The 17,896-nt window shown below is 41.0% G+C and carries 16 protein-coding genes; 12 read left to right on the top strand and 4 right to left on the bottom strand.

The genetic code is table 11. From position 1 onward, the window contains the following. Window positions 1-4: 4 nt before the first annotated feature. The 10 genes from H8B21_RS13625 to H8B21_RS13580 are packed head-to-tail and all read left to right on the top strand — an operon-like array spanning window position 5 to window position 14,865. Window positions 5-2,314 carry an FAD-dependent oxidoreductase gene (locus tag H8B21_RS13625; protein WP_190314325.1) on the top strand — a complete coding sequence of 770 codons (2,310 nt, stop codon included), beginning with the start codon at window positions 5-7 and terminating at the stop codon, window positions 2,312-2,314. A gap of 21 nt (window positions 2,315-2,335) precedes the next feature. Next, window positions 2,336-5,518 (top strand): SusC/RagA family TonB-linked outer membrane protein, encoded by a 3,183-nt coding sequence (locus tag H8B21_RS13620; protein WP_190314324.1) that lies wholly within the window; start codon window positions 2,336-2,338, stop codon window positions 5,516-5,518. A gap of 22 nt (window positions 5,519-5,540) precedes the next feature. After that, the gene (locus H8B21_RS13615) at window positions 5,541-7,067 is read left to right on the top strand and encodes a RagB/SusD family nutrient uptake outer membrane protein (RefSeq protein ID WP_190314323.1); all 1,527 of its coding nucleotides are present in this window, start codon (window positions 5,541-5,543) and stop codon (window positions 7,065-7,067) included. 43 nt (window positions 7,068-7,110) lie between these two features. Further along, window positions 7,111-7,986 carry a DUF5017 domain-containing protein gene (locus tag H8B21_RS13610; RefSeq protein ID WP_190314322.1) on the top strand — a complete coding sequence of 292 codons (876 nt, stop codon included), beginning with the start codon at window positions 7,111-7,113 and terminating at the stop codon, window positions 7,984-7,986. 1 nt (window position 7,987) lies between these two features. Further along, window positions 7,988-9,403, top strand: coding sequence for a PKD domain-containing protein (locus H8B21_RS13605; protein WP_190314321.1), 1,416 nt, complete (start codon window positions 7,988-7,990; stop codon window positions 9,401-9,403). A gap of 27 nt (window positions 9,404-9,430) precedes the next feature. Further along, a complete protein-coding gene (locus H8B21_RS13600; protein ID WP_190314320.1) occupies window positions 9,431-10,609 on the top strand; it encodes an alginate lyase family protein in 1,179 nt (392 codons plus the stop codon). A 38-nt stretch (window positions 10,610-10,647) separates the two neighbouring features. Further along, a complete protein-coding gene (locus H8B21_RS13595) occupies window positions 10,648-13,041 on the top strand; it encodes an alginate lyase family protein (RefSeq protein ID WP_190314319.1) in 2,394 nt (797 codons plus the stop codon). A gap of 28 nt (window positions 13,042-13,069) precedes the next feature. Then, window positions 13,070-14,353: a glycoside hydrolase family 88 protein gene (locus H8B21_RS13590; RefSeq protein ID WP_190314318.1), complete on the top strand. Its 1,284-nt coding sequence runs from the start codon at window positions 13,070-13,072 to the stop codon at window positions 14,351-14,353. Window positions 14,354-14,365: 12 nt separating this feature from the next. Further along, a complete protein-coding gene (locus tag H8B21_RS13585; RefSeq protein ID WP_190314317.1) occupies window positions 14,366-14,578 on the top strand; it encodes a hypothetical protein in 213 nt (70 codons plus the stop codon). Continuing rightward, window positions 14,575-14,865 carry a DNA/RNA helicase domain-containing protein gene (locus H8B21_RS13580; RefSeq protein ID WP_190314316.1) on the top strand — a complete coding sequence of 97 codons (291 nt, stop codon included), beginning with the start codon at window positions 14,575-14,577 and terminating at the stop codon, window positions 14,863-14,865. The genes H8B21_RS13585 and H8B21_RS13580 overlap by 4 nt, the downstream gene beginning before the upstream one ends. 18 nt (window positions 14,866-14,883) lie before the next feature. On the opposite strand, the gene H8B21_RS13575 is transcribed toward H8B21_RS13580, so the two are convergent. After that, entirely contained in the window at window positions 14,884-15,636 is a 753-nt protein-coding gene (locus H8B21_RS13575; RefSeq protein WP_190314315.1) for a hypothetical protein, read from the bottom strand. A 229-nt stretch (window positions 15,637-15,865) separates the two neighbouring features. On the opposite strand from H8B21_RS13575, the gene H8B21_RS20900 reads away from it, so the two are divergent. After that, window positions 15,866-15,970 (top strand): type II toxin-antitoxin system HicA family toxin, encoded by a 105-nt coding sequence (locus H8B21_RS20900; protein WP_380907436.1) that lies wholly within the window; start codon window positions 15,866-15,868, stop codon window positions 15,968-15,970. A 37-nt stretch (window positions 15,971-16,007) separates the two neighbouring features. Then, window positions 16,008-16,409 carry a type II toxin-antitoxin system HicB family antitoxin gene (locus tag H8B21_RS13570; protein WP_190314314.1) on the top strand — a complete coding sequence of 134 codons (402 nt, stop codon included), beginning with the start codon at window positions 16,008-16,010 and terminating at the stop codon, window positions 16,407-16,409. A 16-nt stretch (window positions 16,410-16,425) separates the two neighbouring features. Here the strand turns inward: H8B21_RS13570 and H8B21_RS20760 are convergent, their stop codons facing one another. The 3 genes from H8B21_RS20760 to H8B21_RS13560 form a co-directional block, all read right to left on the bottom strand. Continuing rightward, window positions 16,426-16,548, bottom strand: a complete 123-nt coding sequence (locus H8B21_RS20760; RefSeq protein ID WP_262891558.1) for a hypothetical protein — start codon at window positions 16,546-16,548, stop codon at window positions 16,426-16,428. A 125-nt stretch (window positions 16,549-16,673) separates the two neighbouring features. Next, on the bottom strand, window positions 16,674-17,081 hold the full coding sequence (locus H8B21_RS13565; protein ID WP_190314313.1) for a hypothetical protein: 408 nt from the start codon (window positions 17,079-17,081) through the stop codon (window positions 16,674-16,676). Window positions 17,082-17,302: 221 nt separating this feature from the next. Further along, window positions 17,303-17,773 carry an OsmC family protein gene (locus tag H8B21_RS13560; RefSeq protein WP_190314312.1) on the bottom strand — a complete coding sequence of 157 codons (471 nt, stop codon included), beginning with the start codon at window positions 17,771-17,773 and terminating at the stop codon, window positions 17,303-17,305. Window positions 17,774-17,896 lie beyond the last annotated feature (123 nt).

Here is a 17,896-nt window from a genome sequence, read left to right as displayed (position 1 = left end):
AAATATGGTTAAAAATGTATCTTATGATGTTGTAGTCGTTGGTGGAGGCCTCGCTGGCCTGTGCGCTGCGGTTGCATCAGCAAGAAATGGTAAAAGCACTTGTCTCGTTCACAATCGACCGGTATTAGGAGGAAACAGTTCTTCAGAAATAAGGGTAACGCCTCATGGTGCAGCTGCTTTCCACGCTTACGCTCGTGAAACAGGTATAATTTCTGAATTATTGATTCAAGAGCGAGCGCAGAATCACGAAGAGATTTTTGAGAACGGGTGGACGAATTCGATTTGGGATGTGGTGCAATATGATCTGGTTCAGCAAACTGAAAATCTTACACTTTATTTAAATACGGATTTTCAAAAAGTAATCATGCATAATGAACGAAATATCAAGGCAGTTGAAGCGACTGTACAGAATGCCGAAATCGAATTACAAATAGCGGGAGAAATTTTTGTGGATTGTACCGGGGATGGCATAGTAGCGCACAGTGCCGGTTGTGAGTCGCGAATGGGTAGCGAGGGTAGAGATGAATTTAATGAGCCTCATGCCCCGGAGATTCCCAGTGGAGACGTTATGGGCAGCTCTATTCATTTTAAGACGAAACGTTTAGATTACCCTGCTCCCTTTGAAGCACCCGAATGGGCCATTCATTATGAAGATGCTAGTTTTTTCTACGAGAACGGACGGCCTCCCAAAGAAGTGCGCGGCGGATATTGGTGGTTAGAAATTGGAGTGCCTTTTCATACCATTTATGAAAACGAAGAGATTAGACATGAACTGACTCGTCATGCTCTCGGCGTATGGGATTGGATGAAGAATAGAGATCCAAAAATGAAAGAATTGACTAAAAATTATGCATTAGATTGGATAGGTCAAGTTCCAGGTAAAAGAGAAAGTCGTCGAATTATGGGGCAATATTTGATGACTGAACACGATCCGCAACAGTGTACTGTATTCGAGGACGAAGTCGGATTTGGAGGATGGTTTATTGATTTGCACACACCAGGGGGCCTACTCGCACAGCATAGCGAACCGGCTAGCGGAGAAGACTATAATACGTTTACAGAATATGCAGTTAAGAGTTATGCAGGCCCATATGGTGTTCCCTTACGCTGTTTAATTGCAAAAGACGTCGATAATCTGATGATGGCTGGACGTAATGTAAGTGTCACTCACGCCGCATTAGGCACAGTAAGAGTAATGGGAACAACCGCATTACTTGGGCAAGCTGTAGGAACAGCTGCCGCGATCGCCTTACGTCAAAATATTCCCGTCGCCAACCTCACACAAAATGTTGTAAATACAATTCAGCAACAACTGCTCCGAGATGGATGCTTTTTGTTAAATAGCAAAAATGAAGATCCAAAAGACTTGGCATTACAGGCTCGTGTTACCTCTAGTAGTGATGCGTTAGAATACGGAGCAGGTCCAAATGATCTAGGCTTTCATCAAGGGCTGTCTATTTGGAAAGATCAACCCCAATATACAGATATTGAACTGAAAACTCGTAGAGGGCAGCTTATAGCCGTCGGTACAGATCAGATCGATACAATTACCCTGTGTTTGAGTAACCATACAGCATCTATTCAACAGCTTGATATCGAATTGTTAGGCGTAAGAGATATTTGGGATTATCGAATAGAAGAATTGCCTGTAATATTGAAGACAAGAGTAGATGTTCCGATAGGAGAGCAGCAATGGGTAGATATCCCCGCCAATCTTCATGGTTTAAACGTTGGAACGTTCATGCGTTTAGATGTATTGCCTAATCCCCAGGTTAGCTGGCCCATTGCAGGGAAAATCATCACCGGTCATATGGCGTCCTATCAGATCGGAGAAAACAAAATGAGAAGATTTGGGAGTGGACATACCCTAAGCTATAAAATTACGCCTGGGCAACCTTGTTATCCCGCCCAAAATATCACAAATGGAGTTACACGTCCTGCAGGCTTTACGAATCTTTGGAAATCAGAATCCACACAGGGGCTACCGCAATGGATAACTTTATCCTGGGATCAAGAGATCGAGATCGAGACCATAGAACTAACGTTTCCCGGTCATCTTATTCGTGAACTTCACGCGTATAGTCCGTTTTATCGTGATCCGCAATGTCCAAAGGATTACGCTATTGAGGCCTTCATTGACGGAAAATGGCAGTTACTCCTTCAGGTTGTAGATAATTATCAACGTCGCAGAAGCCACCAATTAGCAAACGCTATTCGTACAAATCGTTTGAGAGTTAACGTTACAGCAACAAACGGTGATCCGTCTGCCCAAATCTATGAGATAAGATGCTATGGCGTCGGGAATGAATGCTAACATAATTATACCTTCAATAACATGAAAATAAAACCAAAATTATGGTCTTCGTTAATACTAATATGTATATCGATACCGCTTATTTATCCTTTATCGCTGTCGGCTAGCGTATATGAGGTTTCAAATACAATACAATATTCGGTTAAAGGAAGAATTGTATCGGACGAAAATAACACGCCATTAGAAGGGGTGAACGTCACCGTAAAAGGTACTTCGTTTGTAACGACTACAGACAAACAGGGGAGATTTGTCCTAACAGGCGTTCAAGAAGATGCGACAATTATTTTATCTCGGGTTGGATATGTAAGAAAAGAGATACCATTAAAGGGAAAGAAGGAGCTTGAAGTAGCCTTAGTAGAAGAAGCTTCTCTTATGGAAGAGATCGTGGTGGTGGGATATGGAGAAGTCTTAAAAAAGGACCTGACAGGATCCGTGGGGCAGGTTCGAATGGACGATATCGTTAAAGCTCCCGTTGCCTCGTTTACAGAAGCACTAGCAGGTCGGGTAGCTGGGGTTCAAGTGTCTTCGAACGATGGTCAGCCAGGAGAAGCTATGAACATTGTTGTGCGTGGAGGTAACTCTCTTACGCAAGATAATTCCCCGTTATATGTTATAGATGGTTTTCCTGTCGAAGCAGAAGACGCCATTTTAAATCCCGATGATATTGCTTCTATTAATGTGCTCAAAGATGCATCTGCGACGGCGATATATGGAGCTCGAGGAGCAAATGGTGTGGTCGTTGTAGAAACGAAGAAAGGACAGATAGGCAATCCTGTTATTACGTACAATGGTTCATACGGCTCACAGCAGGTTACAAAAAAAATGGATCTGTTGAACCCCTATGAATTTGTCAAGTACCATTATGAGTTCAATCCTACACTAACAGAAGAACGCTATTTTGTAAACGGACGAGATCTGGAGTCCTACCGTTTAGTAACGGGGTATGATTGGCAGGATAAAGTGACCCGTACGGCCCCTATTCAAATCCACAATATCGCACTACGTGGGGGTGGAGGTAGAGATGCACAAACAAGATATTCATTGTCGGGGTCTTTATACGATCAAAAAGGTGTTATTATTAATTCCGGATATGAACGTGCTCAGGTCCGTGCATCTGTTGAACAGATTGTAAATGAGAAATTGACCGCTGGGTTAAATATCAATTATAGCAGTGTTGGTACGCATGGTCAACCAGTTGCTATTGGAGAGTCTGGATCAGCCACCAGCAATCTATTTTATGGTGTGTGGGGATATAGGCCAATTACCGGAAATAACATTGATTTAGAAGACGAGTTTTTAGACCCTGAAGATTTCTCTGGAGCCGATCTCCGTATCAATCCTATTATTAACGCCAATAATACCTTAATGGCATCTAAACGCAACGATTTATTGCTTAACTCTTTTGTTAGTTACAAAATTTTACCAGAATTGACCTTAAAAGTGACCGGATCATACAAAGGGCAGGTACGTCGTACAGACAGATTTTACAACTCATTGACTTCCCGAGGAAGCAATCGAAATCCCAACAATACAAGGGGAGTCAACGGCAGTGTTGAACATCAGGAAGTCAGCACTTGGTTGAATGAAAATACATTAACCTATCGTAAGCAATTCAAAAAAGACCATCGAATAGAAGCCCTTGGGGGAATTACAATGCAAGGGAATAACTTCGGGCGGTATGGTTTTGCCGCTATGAATGTACCCAATGAAGAATTAGGCATTAGCGGACTGGACGAAGGTATTCCTTACAGTAATACGTCGTTAAAAAGCACATCAACGTTAGGGTCTGTTTTGGGAAGAGTTAACTACCACTATCAATCAAAGTACTATGCAACGGTTAGCTTCCGTGCCGATGGGAGCTCTAAATTTCCCTCTTACAATCGATGGGGATATTTTCCCTCGGCAGCGTTGGCCTGGACTGTGAGTCGGGAAAAATTTATGCAGAACCTCTCGTTTATTACCAATGCCAAGATCCGGGCCAGTTTCGGTACTACAGGTAATAACCGCGTGGGTGATTTTGTATACCTTCCCAGCTTTACAATGAATACCTATGATGGCTACTCGTTTAACAATGGTACTCCTCAACCGATCATTACACCAAATAATCTGGGAAATGCAAAATTAAAGTGGGAAACAACGCAGCAAATAGATATGGGAATGGATCTTTCGTTGTTCAATGGGCGCGTTGATTTTACTGCTGATCTCTATCGAAAGACGACACGAGATTTGTTGTTAAACGCCAGCGTGCCATATACTACCGGATACGCAGCTGTTTATAGCAATATTGGTTCCGTGAGAAATGAGGGATTAGAATTAACAATCAGCTCCGTAAACATTAACACCCCAAAATTTAAATGGGAAAGCAGTTTTAATATTGCCTTTAACCGTAATAAAATTCTAGAACTAGCAGAAAATGAAGATAATCGTTTAACAGCACTTCCTTGGGAATATGCCTATGCCCAGGTGCCTTTGTATATGGCTCGTTTAGGAAGTCCCGCTGCGATGTTTTATGGTTTTGTATTCGATGGTATATATCAGTTGGAAGATTTTGATAAATTAGCAAATGGATCATACGTATTAAAAGGTGACGTCGCCGATAATGGTAATGCCCGTAGTTTAATTAAACCAGGAGATATCCGATATAAAGACGTAAATGGTGACGGTACTGTAAATGCATACGATCAAACGATTTTGGGAAAACCTATCCCTTTACATATCGGCGGTTTTGCAAATAACTTTTCGTACGATGCCTTTCAGCTGCATGTATTTTTCCAATGGTCGTATGGTAATGATGTATACAATGCAAACCGTATTATCTTTGAGGGTGAACGACCAAGAGCTAACCTAAATCAATTTGCTAGCGTAATCGATCGATGGACGCCCGAGAATCCTAGTAACACGATACCTAGGGCAGGAGGTAATGCTCCGGTCGGGACATATTCTTCGAGAGTCATCGAAGACGGATCGTTTTTACGACTAAAAACAGTTGCGCTCTCTTACACACTTCCTTCGGCTTTAACCTCTAAGGTTGCCCTAAAGAAGTTATCGATAGACCTTACCGCACAGAACCTTTGGACCTGGACAAATTATTCAGGCATGGATCCGGAAGTTTCGGTTCGCAATTCCGTATTGACACCAGGCTTCGATTATGCCCCCTATCCTCGCTCCCGAACGTTTGTAGTTGGATTAAAAGCGACATTGTAACGTATTGAAAAAAAGAAGTATTATGAAAAAATTAAAAATAGTTTCGCTATCACTGATTTTTATGATTTTTTATTCATGTGATAAATTCTTCGAAACCACCCCAGATGATTTTCTTTCGCCTGTAAATTATTTTAATACAGAAGCCCATTTGGACTATGCATTATCAGGAGTCTATGAAATATTGGCGCACAGCAACTTGTATTCCACTAATTATATCTCCGAGATGGGTACAGAAGCGGATGAAGGATATTATCGCGCCGCCAGCAAGGTGAATGGTCCACAGGTTTATGTCTTCGGACCTTCAGATGTCACGGTGACGAATTTGTGGAGGACCTTATATGAGGGAATAAATCGTGCCAATATCCTATTAACAAATATAAATAAACCTAATATGGATGAAGATAGAAGAGCTGTTATAAAAGGTGAAGCACTTTTCTTGCGTTCTTATTTTTATTTTTTATTAGTCATAAACTGGGGAGGTGTACCACTAATTTTAGAACCAACGGAATCAGCACAAGGCAACAATATTCCGCGGGCGAGTGCGGTACACGTATATGAACAAATCGTGGCCGATATGAAAGAAGCAGAATCATTGGTTCCTTCTGCGGACAGTGTCGGTTTTGGTGGAAGAGTAAGCCGTTCGGCAGTGAGAGGAATGTTAGCCAGAGTTTATCTTCACTGGGCAGGTTATCCTATTAGGGACGAATCAAAATATGAAGATGCCAAAGAATGGGCTGAAAAAGTCATGGATCCCCTCGAAGGCCATATGCTAAACCCATCCTTTGAACAGGTGTTTCTAAACTATTCTCAAGATTTGTACGATATAAAAGAAAGTATTTTTGAGGTTGAATTTTGGGGAAATCTTACCGACGCGTTTCATGCAGTAGGAAGAGTGGGCAATGTAAACGGTGTGTTTACTACCAATGAAGATGTAATCGGGCACGCATATGGATTTATACGCGCCACTCCGAAACTCTATAATCTTTATGACGATGATGATATAAGAAGAGATTGGGCTATATGTCCTTTTACTTATGATGCGCAGGGAAATCGCGTTGATCGGCCTATACTTGAAAGAAATCCGGGCAAATATCGTCGAGAGCATGAAGTTGTAATCCCTAAACACCGTTTGGGTACACCGATCAACTTTCCGTTATTACGGTATGCCGATGTATTATTGATGTATGCGGAAGCCGAAAATCAACTTAATGGCCCGACAGCCGATGCACACGCGGCACTCAATCAAGTTCGGGCTAGAGCACAGGCTATGCTGTTTGAGGGAACTGATGAGATTACGGATAGAGTTACGTTCCAGCAGATCATTCAAGAAGAGCGAGCTCGGGAATTGTGTTTTGAAGCACTTAGAAAGTATGACCTTATTCGATGGGGAATATTGACATTGGAGATGAAAGAGGTTTTAAGCACCTTACCCGCCGGTGCATTTTACAGAATGGCCTTTGAAAATGTTACCGATCGGAACGTCCTATTTCCTATTCCTGCGCGAGAGTTGAGTTTGAATAGAGATCTTGAACAGAATGCGGGGTGGTAGGTCAGCAATAATTATATTGAATACACTTATTTAAAGTTTAGCCATGAAAAATATACTAAATTATGCTTTTGTACTCATTAGTATGATGACGATAGCATCTTGTGATCGATATGAAGACCTCAAGGTATCCCAGCCAGATTTTGATGTCTATACCTTGTCAGATACATATAACGTGGGTGATACCATTAGGTTCATACTCGAAGGAAAAGCAGACGTAATCACATTCTACTCGGGGGAAGTAGGTGACTTGCAGTTATCATTCGCAAGTCAGGTGCGGTTTGGATCCCAGGAAAACCAACTCCGTGTGATGGCGTCTTCGGATTTTAAGGGGAACTACACCGAAGCCGGTATTAATACGGCCACATGGCACGATATCACAGACCGTTTCTTACTCGGTATTAATACAACCCTAAGACCGTCAGGCACAGCTAGTATAACCGATCTGGTGATCGAAGGGCATCCTTTATATATTGCTTTTCGTTATGTAGGAGAAGCTAGTGCGACAGCCACCCAACGTAATTGGTGGGTCAATCATTTTAAGGTCGACGTAGCATTACCAGGATCTGTATCCAATGTCGCCCTGCATACATCTGTGGATTGGAAGTTTGTCAATTTTGCCGGAAATGCAACCGGAGCAGGATGGGGATGGTCAGCAGACGGGCCAGGTGGCCGCTTGTTATTTGACCCCGCAGGGAGTACCACATACGCAGAAGGATGGGCAATAGCAGATCCGATAGATACCGATGCGCTGCAACCCGGAGGGGTACCTATTAAAGCTGTTATTGATCGACAGCAGAAAGAATATCATTACGTGTTTAACCAATCCGGGACGTACAATACTAGATTTGAAGCCGTGAATGTTACTGCACTTGAAGAAAAGAAAGCCACTCGAACCATTTCGATAACTATTGAACCCTAGCATGATGATTCGTTTTTTTGGATTGTTACTCTATGCAGCCATATGCCAACAAGTAGCGGCATGGCCTATGTATATTGACTTAAATATTGGAGAAGACCACCATATCACTTTACCAGATAGATATGGTGAGAAGCATACGTGCAAATTAAAACTAGTAAGCATTGATCATGAATATGCACCTAATTACTGGCATCGTATCCCCAAGGAATATCAAGCCAAACACTTAAAAAGTGCACGTTTGTCCTTAGAGGTGAATGGCAGAAAAGTGGAATTAACAAAGCGGCCCTATCAAAGCCCTATTTCAGTCGACGGTTTCCGCCTATATGTAGAGGATACGAAAAGATGGGCAAAAGAAGCCTCTTTTTTAGCGATAGAAAGCTTTCCAAAAGACGCGCGTATTGCGGTAGCACTTGACAACGAAAGCTGGGGGCCGAGTGATATGCTATTTCCGATACGATCCTATCGGTGGGGATCATCCCCCTATCAAAACACTTGGGGATCATTAGTGCCTTATAATTCCTTATACTACCACCGCGGAGAGGATTTTGGAGCTATTCCAGATCAACTTGAAGTACAGGCTATTCTTGAAGGGACTGTGATGGAAACTCCTTTGCCTAAAGGAGATGGTAAAAGTAATGCCATTGTTGTGCGGCATGACGCAGATTTTACTTATCGTGTCTCACATGTCAATACGACTACAGTTCAAAAAAATATCCAAAAAGACGTTCATATTGAAGACGGTGGAATACTGGCCAAGACCGGGAATACGTATCGTCGCCCAGGAGCGCAATATAGAGATCCCCATCTACACATTGATTTTACGTACAAAGGTAGGCCAGTCAGTACATTTCCATTTTTGATCGAAGCATATTTCCGTGACTATCCGGAAAATTTAATAGCTATATCCGGAAGCTATGCTTATACCATGCCCGGAGAAGAAGTAGCGTTAGATGCCACCAGAAGTATTGTCCGTACCGGGCACCGTATTGTTGATTATACCTGGAAATTGCACGACGGGCAGATCGTCAACCAAGCAAAACATAAACTTCGCTATTCTCGTCCCGGGTTATATACAGAAGAATTGATTGTTCGAACTGATGATGGATCTGAAGATCGAGACTTTTTGCAGGTGCGCGTCTTTGATAATCAGAATAATGAATCATTGGCATACGGTTGGGCATACCATACACCGGTACGAGGGCTGAGACCGGGACAGACAGTACGTTTCTGGAATCGACTCACGGGGATAAAAGGAGATGTATCGCTCGATACCGGCGACGGTTCGTCTGCAAAAACCATAGAAAAAGAATACGAGTATCAATATGCTAATCCGGGAACTTACACAGCAACTTTTTCGGGGAGAGGAACAGATGGTCATGTGGTGATAGTTAAAATGAAAATTGTTGTAGAAGAATAACAAATTATACACTAAAATTAAATCATTATGAAAAAAGCGTTTAAATTAATCAGTTTAAATTTACTTATTTGCTTAGCTTTTATCTCTTGTTCGTTTCAAGAGGAGCTATATTTAGCTCACGAAGAAGAGAAGCTGACTAATTTATCTCCGGTAATGGTAATCCCCGTCCCGGCAGATACATTGTTTCCACGTCTACTTCATACCCAGGATCAGCTTACGTTTGTTCGAGGCAAAGTGGATGGAGGACTGGAGCCCTGGAGCAGTGCCTATGATGATTTTATCGATAAAGCAGACGCATTCAAGACAGTTAGTCATCATGCAACAGATACTGTCTATGTGCCAAAATATTATGAAGATACCCCCGGTCATCGAGCCGCAAAGGCCGGTATACTTAGCGATGGTCACGGGGCGTATACAACTGCACTGGCATTTTCCCTAACAGGTGACACATCCTATGCTGAAAAGGCTATTTATTTTCTCAATGCATGGGCGCAGACGAACGTTGCGATTTCGCATGCCGATGATAGCCGACTCATTGCAGCTTATGGTATGGCAGGACTGCTTGCTGCTGCTGACTTGTTAATGGGGCATACGGTTTGGCCGACGATAGACAAGAATCAGTTTAAAGTATGGTTGGAGAATGTGTATGTTCCCGCAGTAGCAACCACAAAGGCATGGACAGATAATAAAGGAGATTGGGGAACTTTCGCGGTAGCCGCTTCCTATCATTTACTGGAGGACGATACAAAGCTCGCATTCGAAATCAACCGCGTAAAATTACGCATGGACAAAAATATCGCGAGTGATGGCCATATGCCCAAAGAAGTACTTCGGGGAGTTAATGGATTATGGTATACTTATTTTGCATTAACCCCCATCACCATGACTGCTCAATTGGCTTTAAATAGAGATCAAGATGATATATTTAATTTTGTTCCGGATACCGCTGGTACGTTGAAACAGGCACTTGACTATTTGCACTATTACGTGCAGCATAAAGATGAATGGCCACATTATCCAATGGGCGCGGGTGGTCCACAAGACGACGATTGGCCGGTAGACCTATTGGAAGCAATGAATGATTTTTATGATGATGAGTATACAACATTTGTTTCAGGACATAGACCGATAAAAGGAGGATACGACGGAACAACAATAACGCACTCAGGATGGTTTTATCCGACCCTGATGAAAATGCCAAGATAAAGGTCGGATAATGTTAAGGTTGGGGCAATAATCTATATATGATGATATTTTTAAGAGTTGGAAAACGAATTTTGCTGATGCTGATGATAATGCTGTGTACGACGTATGCGGGGCATGCACAAGATTACTATATTTTTAATGAAATGGTAGGTGAGTATGATATTCACGCCAAGGTAGGACCAGAAGAGTATCTAAACTACAGGCGTTTGAAAAGTCCAGTACGGTGGAATGTAGACCCAATAGCTTTGCAACCCGGCAATAAAATTAGTACCGATGCAAAAGCAGACAGCATATGCGCACACTATCTTCGCGATGATATTAGTCCCCATCCCTACGTAAAAGGTGCTGTATTTATGGGCGAGGATTTTGATTGGCTCCACAATCCCAGAAAGCCAACGGATCCCGCTTTTACGGATGAATGGACATGGATAGTTGTTGGCCGTATGAAATTTTTAGAACATCTGGTGCAAGCATATCAACATACAAATAATGAAAAGTATGGAAAAAAAGCTTTATGGTTCCTGCAAAATTTTCTAGAGCAGCATCCACTTCAATCCGATTATAGCGAATCAGATTCTTCGACGAAATTATGGAGAACATTGGAGGTCGCCATTCGCGTAACTTCTATTATGAATACCTACTTTGCTTTACGAGATGCGCCCTTTTTTACTGCTTCGGATCAAATGATAGTTTCTACTTTAGCGTACCAACATGCCCATAGACTAAAGGGTATGCTTCTATCAAGACCAGATCGGACCGGTAATCACGTTACGACCGAAAGCTATGCATTGTATGTTGTCGGAGCATTATTTCCTGAATTTAAAGATGCCGAAAACTGGCGGAAAATAGCTGTTGAAAGATACATACGGGAGATTGATAGAGTCGTACCTCCTGATGGTTTACAAGCGGAGTTGTCTCCTAGCTATCATTACGGCGTCGTAGCATCTTATCATAATCTGTATGATATCGCTACTTTGAATAATTTTCCGTTGCCTGAGGGCTTTATAGAGAAACTGCAATTAATGTACCGTGCGCCTGTCTTGATAATGGATCAAACAGGAGATTTTGTCCGTACCAATGATTCTAATCCTAGGAATATTCGCGCACTATCAAAAAAAGGTCTCTCATTGGGCTACGATCCATTATTGGCTTGGGCGGCTTCTAATGGCAAGGAAGGCAGAGCACCAGCGACTTCCACTGTATTACCTTATGCGGGATTCTATGCGATGCGAAGCGGCTGGAAAAAGGAAGACCAATTTCTGTTTTTTAGAGGCGGACCGCAAGGGATAGGGCATGCAGAGCAGGATATGTTGCAGGTGGTCATGAAAGCTTATGGCAAATCATTGCTATTCGACCCGGGAAAATATAATTATGATCAGTCAGAATGGCGTCGTTTTGCTATCAATACGCCCTCACATAACACAATTATTGTAGACGGCAAGTGGCAGTACCGAAAGAAACAGATACCTAAAACCTATCTCCCGGTTGATAATACCTGGGTGACGACGCCATTATTTGACTATGTCTCTGCTACTTACGATAGTGGGTATGTAACGAATGAATATGACCCGAGCAAACAATATCGTCCTGAAAGGTGGATGGATGATCGGGATACCTCTGTTCGTCATACGCGGCACGTTTTATATCTCAAACCGTTTTATGCGCTAATTCTCGATCAGTTGGATGGCACAGGTTATCATACGTACGATGCACATTTTCATTTAAATGCGAACTCTGCAACAATTGATACCGTTGCCAACGCAGTATATAGCAAAAGTGAAGATGATGCCCAGATAGCATTGTTTGCGTTGGAAACTGAAAACTTAACTACAGAACTTATTCAGGGACAGAAAGACCCCATGCTTGGATGGATGCCAAGTGAACACCGGCCAATTCCCACCGCACGCTATCGGAAACAACAAGAGACTCCGGCAATATTTGCAACAATACTGTATCCTTTTTTAGAAAATAAAGAGTACCCCAATATTAATGCTGTTGATATTAACCTAGCCCAAACAGGAACCGTTTGGGCAAAAAATATACGCACATCGAAAGAAGATTTATCGGTGTTAGTTTCAAAAACGGGTAAGTCGCAATTATTTTCTTTCAGAAAACAATTGATTGGTAAAGTTATTTGCGACGCAGAAGGTGTGGTTTTTCGTCAAAAGATCGGTTTAGTAGATGAGGCAACCTATATAGGCGGTTGGCAGCTGTCATTTTATAAAAGTAAAAAAGTTGCTTTTAAAGTAAGTAAAGCCACTGATATCGTGTTTTCACATCAAAGAGGTGTTTTATTGATGCTCAATTCGGGAGAAGATCTGGTTGAAGTTGACCTCACAAAACCTTTCAAAAAAAGAGTTATTTTACAACCAAAGCAGTGGCTACAACTAACTAAACATCAAACTATAAATATCGATTCACCACTCTATTAAATATTATCCATTTATAAAAAAACGACAAATGAGAACTAATAACGATATACAGTTACTCTTTTTTTTGACTTTATGTATGATTTTTTCCAGTTGTACTGAAACGAAAAACGACAGTTACATTGCGACTAATTTTTCGTTAGCTGAGCAGCATTATACAAATATGATGAACGTCGCTACCGATCTTACACAGTATCCAAGAACATCTGAATTGGACGGTTCACTACGTAAAGTAGATATTCATAATTGGACAGGTGGATTCTGGCCAGGTAACCTGTGGTATGTCTATGAATTCACAAAAAATGATAAATGGAAAAAAGAAGCTGTTCGGTGGACAGAATCATTAGAAAGTAACAAATACAATACGAGTCATCATGATATCGGTTTTATGATGTATTGTAGTTATGGCAATGCATATCGGTTAACGCAGAAGGAAGAATATCGAGATGTTCTAATCCAGTCAGCGCGCTCATTATGCGAACGATACTCGCCTGCAGTGGGCAGTATCATGTCTTGGAATCCGCGTAAATCTATAGGCGGAAAGAATAGCTGGGATTTTCCGGTAATCATCGATAACATGATTAATCTCGAGCTTTTATTTTTTGCCTTTGAGCATACCCGGGATAGTGTTTTTAGAGATATTGCAATTCGTCATGCAGAACGAACGATGGCCAATCACGTTCGTTCTGATTTTAGTACATTTCATGTGATCGACTATGATCCTCAAACAGGAGAAGTACTGCATCGTCAGACCGCTCAGGGATTGGCTGATAGCTCTACTTGGGCTCGTGGGCAAGCTTGGGGAATCTATGGTTTTACGATGATGTATAGATTCACAGGAGACGATAAATTTCTAACAACAGCTACAGGGTTAGCAGATTTCTTTTTAAACAATAAAAATCTACCAGATGATTTTGTGCCTTATTGGGATTTCAATGCATCTGATAAGATTACTAATTTAGACTGGGAATATGATTCATCACGTTTTATAGAACCTCCTAGAGACGCCTCGGCAGCAGCTATTACAGCTTCCGCTCTTTTAGAACTCTCTACCTTTGTTAAAGAAGAAGAGAAACAAAAAAAATACTTTAACGCTGCGGAACGTATGTTACATAATCTCAGCACTGCTCCTTATATTGCTAGGCCAAGAGAGAACAATAATTTTATACTGAAACACAGTGTCGGCAATTTACCCGGCAACAATGAGGTTGATGTGCCATTGGTGTATGCGGATTATTATTTTCTGGAAGCATTGTTACGACACCAGCGCTTGCTTGCAGGAGTATCGCTTACGGAGAGGCTCACTGTTGAGTAGTCTGTTCCTCTTGTGAGAGACATCTTGGCCATCCGCGATAAAGTTGCAGAAGGTTATACCGGCCGGGTGATGGCAGGTTTCTGCTGGCCTTGGACCAAGGAAGCAGATGCCGATGGAGAATTGCACAAAGATGTTGTTGTGGACGATTATACGGCCTTGGAATGCAGACGAGAATACCAAAGGTATGCGCCGTGGTATTCCCAAATCACAACACTGGGCGTATGACGAGGCGGGTATCGACTAGATGGGCTGTGTGTATAACCGCACAAGGTTTTGAGTTTGATTACGCGGGCGTCATTTTTGGTAATGATCTTAAATATAACCCGGATACCGGCGAATGGGAGGGATTCCCTGCAAATTCGCACGATGGACAGGTGAAGGGAAGCGAGAATTTTTTGCAATTGGTTAAGAATACCTATCGTGTCCTTCTCGGCCGTGGCATGAAAGCTTGCTATGTGTATTTTATGGATAAGGAGACGGAGCGGTATTTTCGGAGTAGGGTGAGGAGGTGAGTGTCTCATAGACGTTTGTCATTTTCCATAATTGTAGTTTACGATTAACTTAGGATGATAGAAATTAATAAAGGATTTTACTGTATTCATGATTTTCGTGAGGTCGAGTTCAAGCATTATTTGATAGATATCATTATAAGACGTAGCTATACCACGACGCTTTTCTTTTAGATGTATTAGTTGGTTTCTCAAGTCTCTCAATTCTAATAATTTCTTCATCTTACGCGGGTGTTTTGTAGCAAAATCCTTCTGTGTATCAGTGCTGACGGCTTTGAGCTTTCTTTCCAATGCCAGCCGTTCAATATCCTTTTTCGTTAATTCTTTGCCTTCTATGTTTATTGTTCGATATTCTGGCAATCTCTGGTTCAAGAAAGCATCGCAGGCACTATAGGCGAATATAATACACATACTACTCACCTTAAATATATAACTATAGGAAACAGAGACAGGCCAAGCGTTCGGAACTTTATCCAATGCATGTTCTAACTTGTTGTATGCATCATTGATCTGCCTTGCCATATCATGAGCCGCCGAAAAATAAAACGTAACTGGATTAGGTTCCAGAAGAGTAAAACGCTTCCCCCTAAATATTAATTTATTGACACCATAGATATTCCCCTCATGGATGTGCATAAAGAAATTTTCTGGACCATCAAAGATTGTGTTGAATTCTTCCTCATTGACCGTCTCTGTCTTGTCCCATTTAATATCGTGATCTCCGTCAGAGTTGAATGGATAAGATTTATGTGTGATTTTTGTTCCTTTTTTCATTTTTAAAGAGATGCGTTATATAACTAACTAAATATAGCGCAAAAATAATTTTGATAAATAGTAGTAGATGTACTACCTTTGTATTGTGGAGTTCGAGATGTGCTTGGTGGTTTAAGGCGTAAATTATCCAGACACATTTAAATTTAATTTCGGTATGAAATCAAGTGAATTCCACAGGTTTTTGCGAAAGAATGGCTGGAACCATATCCGCACCAGTGGATCTCACTAGATTTATGAGAAGGATGGGAGGACTTATCCCGTTCCCTATCATGGTAGTAAGGAAATGGGAGAGGGCCTTCACAAAAAAATCATGAAGGATCTGGGGCTAAAATAAGCTCCGGATTCCTCATGATAAAGAAAGGAGCGACATTATGAAAACTTTGAGAATTGTTATTGAACGTAGTGCGGATATGTTCAGTGCCTATGCAGAGAATGTTGAGGGGATTTACGGAGGTGGAGATACTGTTGAAGAAGCTAAACAATCTATCTTAGATGCTATACAGATTATCAAAGATGAATTTACTGCTGAGAATATTCCCACTATATTGAAAGACGATTATGAGATCGTATACCATTTTGATGTAGAGAGTTTACTGAACTATTACAAAGGCATATTTACCAACTCAGCGCTTGAGAAAATTACAGGGATCAACCAACGTCAACTGCAACATTACTCATCAGGGCTAAAAAAACCGCGTCAACCTCAACTTAAGAAAATAGAGGATGGGCTTCGCAAGCTGGCGGCTGAGTTGCGGGCGGTCGAATTGGTGTAGATCTCTGATTTAATAGTTAGATCATTGGATAAATTCCTTCTCCTATTTCTATCAGATGAATGGGTTTAATATCTTTAGAGTTCCTTTCTTTTTCTTCAATTACGGTCTTGATGTCAAGTTCGCTCAATCTGTTAAACATTTGTTTTTGAAACGTAAATTTGTTTGTAGCGCATGATGCCATTGTCAACAACATTAATGACAGTATTAATTTATGAATTTTCATTGTTTAGAAGTCATTTGGTATAACTATCCCGTTACTAGCACTCATGATTTACTGACATAATCCCAAAATTTGTCCATGGAGTTGTTTAGATATGAATTCAGAGCAAATTTTAGATCTTCCTTCTTAGTTGTTTCGAGTATCTCTTTTGTTAAGTCAGGTCTAAATGCCCAAATCCAACAAAGAATTTCATCATCTAAAGGTGGATTATTGTCTGGAATAAATTCAATCAAATTTTCTTCGACACCAATTATATTTACTACAATACAGTCAACTATAGATAAACGTTCATCAAAATTTTCAAAATCAACAATGTCATCAAATAGAATTTGATTTGGGTAATTTTGGAATATTTCCTTTAGAGTTTCGTTTTTCATAATGTCGCACATCTGTTGGTTGATTACTTTTTCAATTTTGACTTCTGTCGGCGTATTGCTTAAAACGTCTGTCAAGTTCTTTTTGAATATTCCCACAAAAGTACACCAGAGTTAGCGACCAATAAACCAAGCTATTTTACAACTGGATTGTCTTAATTTTCAAACTTAATGATTTTTTTTCTTTCTCAAAGACTTACCCTGTAGCGATAGTCTGTCATCCTTTCTAGAAATAGTAAATAGACGATGAGATACCAATTGCACCAGCTGGAACCCAGCAAGCAGAAACAGACGCCATCTTATTTTACGATTATCGTAGGATTATGTTTGACCGGGAAATTCACTGAATTTGCTATAAAACAGTACTCGTTCGCCTTTCTATGCAGTTCAATAGCTTTATGTACCATGGTTGGTTCCTTTACCGTTACGGTTGGATAAAGTATCACTTCAGCAAATTGTCCCGAACCATTAGACGATTCAACCATTATTCCCGTAGCATTGTCCACATAATCTATCACACCAACTCCTGCATCTGAACAAAAATGTAAATACCATAGCATATGACAGGAAGATAAGGAAGTGATCAGAAAATCTTCCGGATTATGTTTATTTTTTTCGCCACGAAAGGCAGGATCCGATGACCCCAAAATATTAGGTTTGTTCTCGATGATGATCTCGTAGCTTCTTTCGTAACTTCTATAATTTTCAGTTCCGGTGCCTAGGTTGCCAGTCCATAAGACTGTCGCCTTGTAATGGTGTTGTTTCTGCATTTCTTATGAGTTTCAGTTATACGGTTTTTTTGCGCTATCACAAAATTCTACATACCGTAGTAAATAAGCAAATTAAATTTTTCTAGGCTCAACTTCCAGCTTTATTGTTTTCCACCAAAATAT

This window comes from Sphingobacterium chuzhouense (assembly GCF_014692525.1).
Lineage (GTDB): Bacteria > Bacteroidota > Bacteroidia > Sphingobacteriales > Sphingobacteriaceae > Sphingobacterium > Sphingobacterium chuzhouense.
The sequence above is the reverse complement of the archived record's forward strand: the minus strand, read 5'-3'. Positions and strand labels throughout refer to the sequence as shown.

Excerpts from the sequence above, each read along its gene's own strand:
- H8B21_RS13625 (WP_190314325.1), top strand. The coding sequence starts at position 5 with ATGGTTAAAAATGTATCTTATGATGTTGTAGTCGTTGGTGGAGGCCTC.
- H8B21_RS13620 (WP_190314324.1), top strand. The coding sequence starts at position 2,336 with ATGAAAATAAAACCAAAATTATGGTCTTCGTTAATACTAATATGTATA.
- H8B21_RS13615 (WP_190314323.1), top strand. The coding sequence starts at position 5,541 with ATGAAAAAATTAAAAATAGTTTCGCTATCACTGATTTTTATGATTTTT.
- H8B21_RS13610 (WP_190314322.1), top strand. The coding sequence starts at position 7,111 with ATGAAAAATATACTAAATTATGCTTTTGTACTCATTAGTATGATGACG.
- H8B21_RS13605 (WP_190314321.1), top strand. The coding sequence starts at position 7,988 with ATGATGATTCGTTTTTTTGGATTGTTACTCTATGCAGCCATATGCCAA.
- H8B21_RS13600 (WP_190314320.1), top strand. The coding sequence starts at position 9,431 with ATGAAAAAAGCGTTTAAATTAATCAGTTTAAATTTACTTATTTGCTTA.
- H8B21_RS13595 (WP_190314319.1), top strand. The coding sequence starts at position 10,648 with ATGATGATATTTTTAAGAGTTGGAAAACGAATTTTGCTGATGCTGATG.
- H8B21_RS13590 (WP_190314318.1), top strand. The coding sequence starts at position 13,070 with ATGAGAACTAATAACGATATACAGTTACTCTTTTTTTTGACTTTATGT.
- H8B21_RS13580 (WP_190314316.1), top strand. The coding sequence starts at position 14,575 with ATGACGAGGCGGGTATCGACTAGATGGGCTGTGTGTATAACCGCACAA.
- H8B21_RS13575 (WP_190314315.1), bottom strand. The coding sequence starts at position 15,636 with ATGAAAAAAGGAACAAAAATCACACATAAATCTTATCCATTCAACTCT.
- H8B21_RS13570 (WP_190314314.1), top strand. The coding sequence starts at position 16,008 with ATGAAAACTTTGAGAATTGTTATTGAACGTAGTGCGGATATGTTCAGT.
- H8B21_RS20760 (WP_262891558.1), bottom strand. The coding sequence starts at position 16,548 with ATGTTTAACAGATTGAGCGAACTTGACATCAAGACCGTAATTGAAGAA.
- H8B21_RS13560 (WP_190314312.1), bottom strand. The coding sequence starts at position 17,773 with ATGCAGAAACAACACCATTACAAGGCGACAGTCTTATGGACTGGCAAC.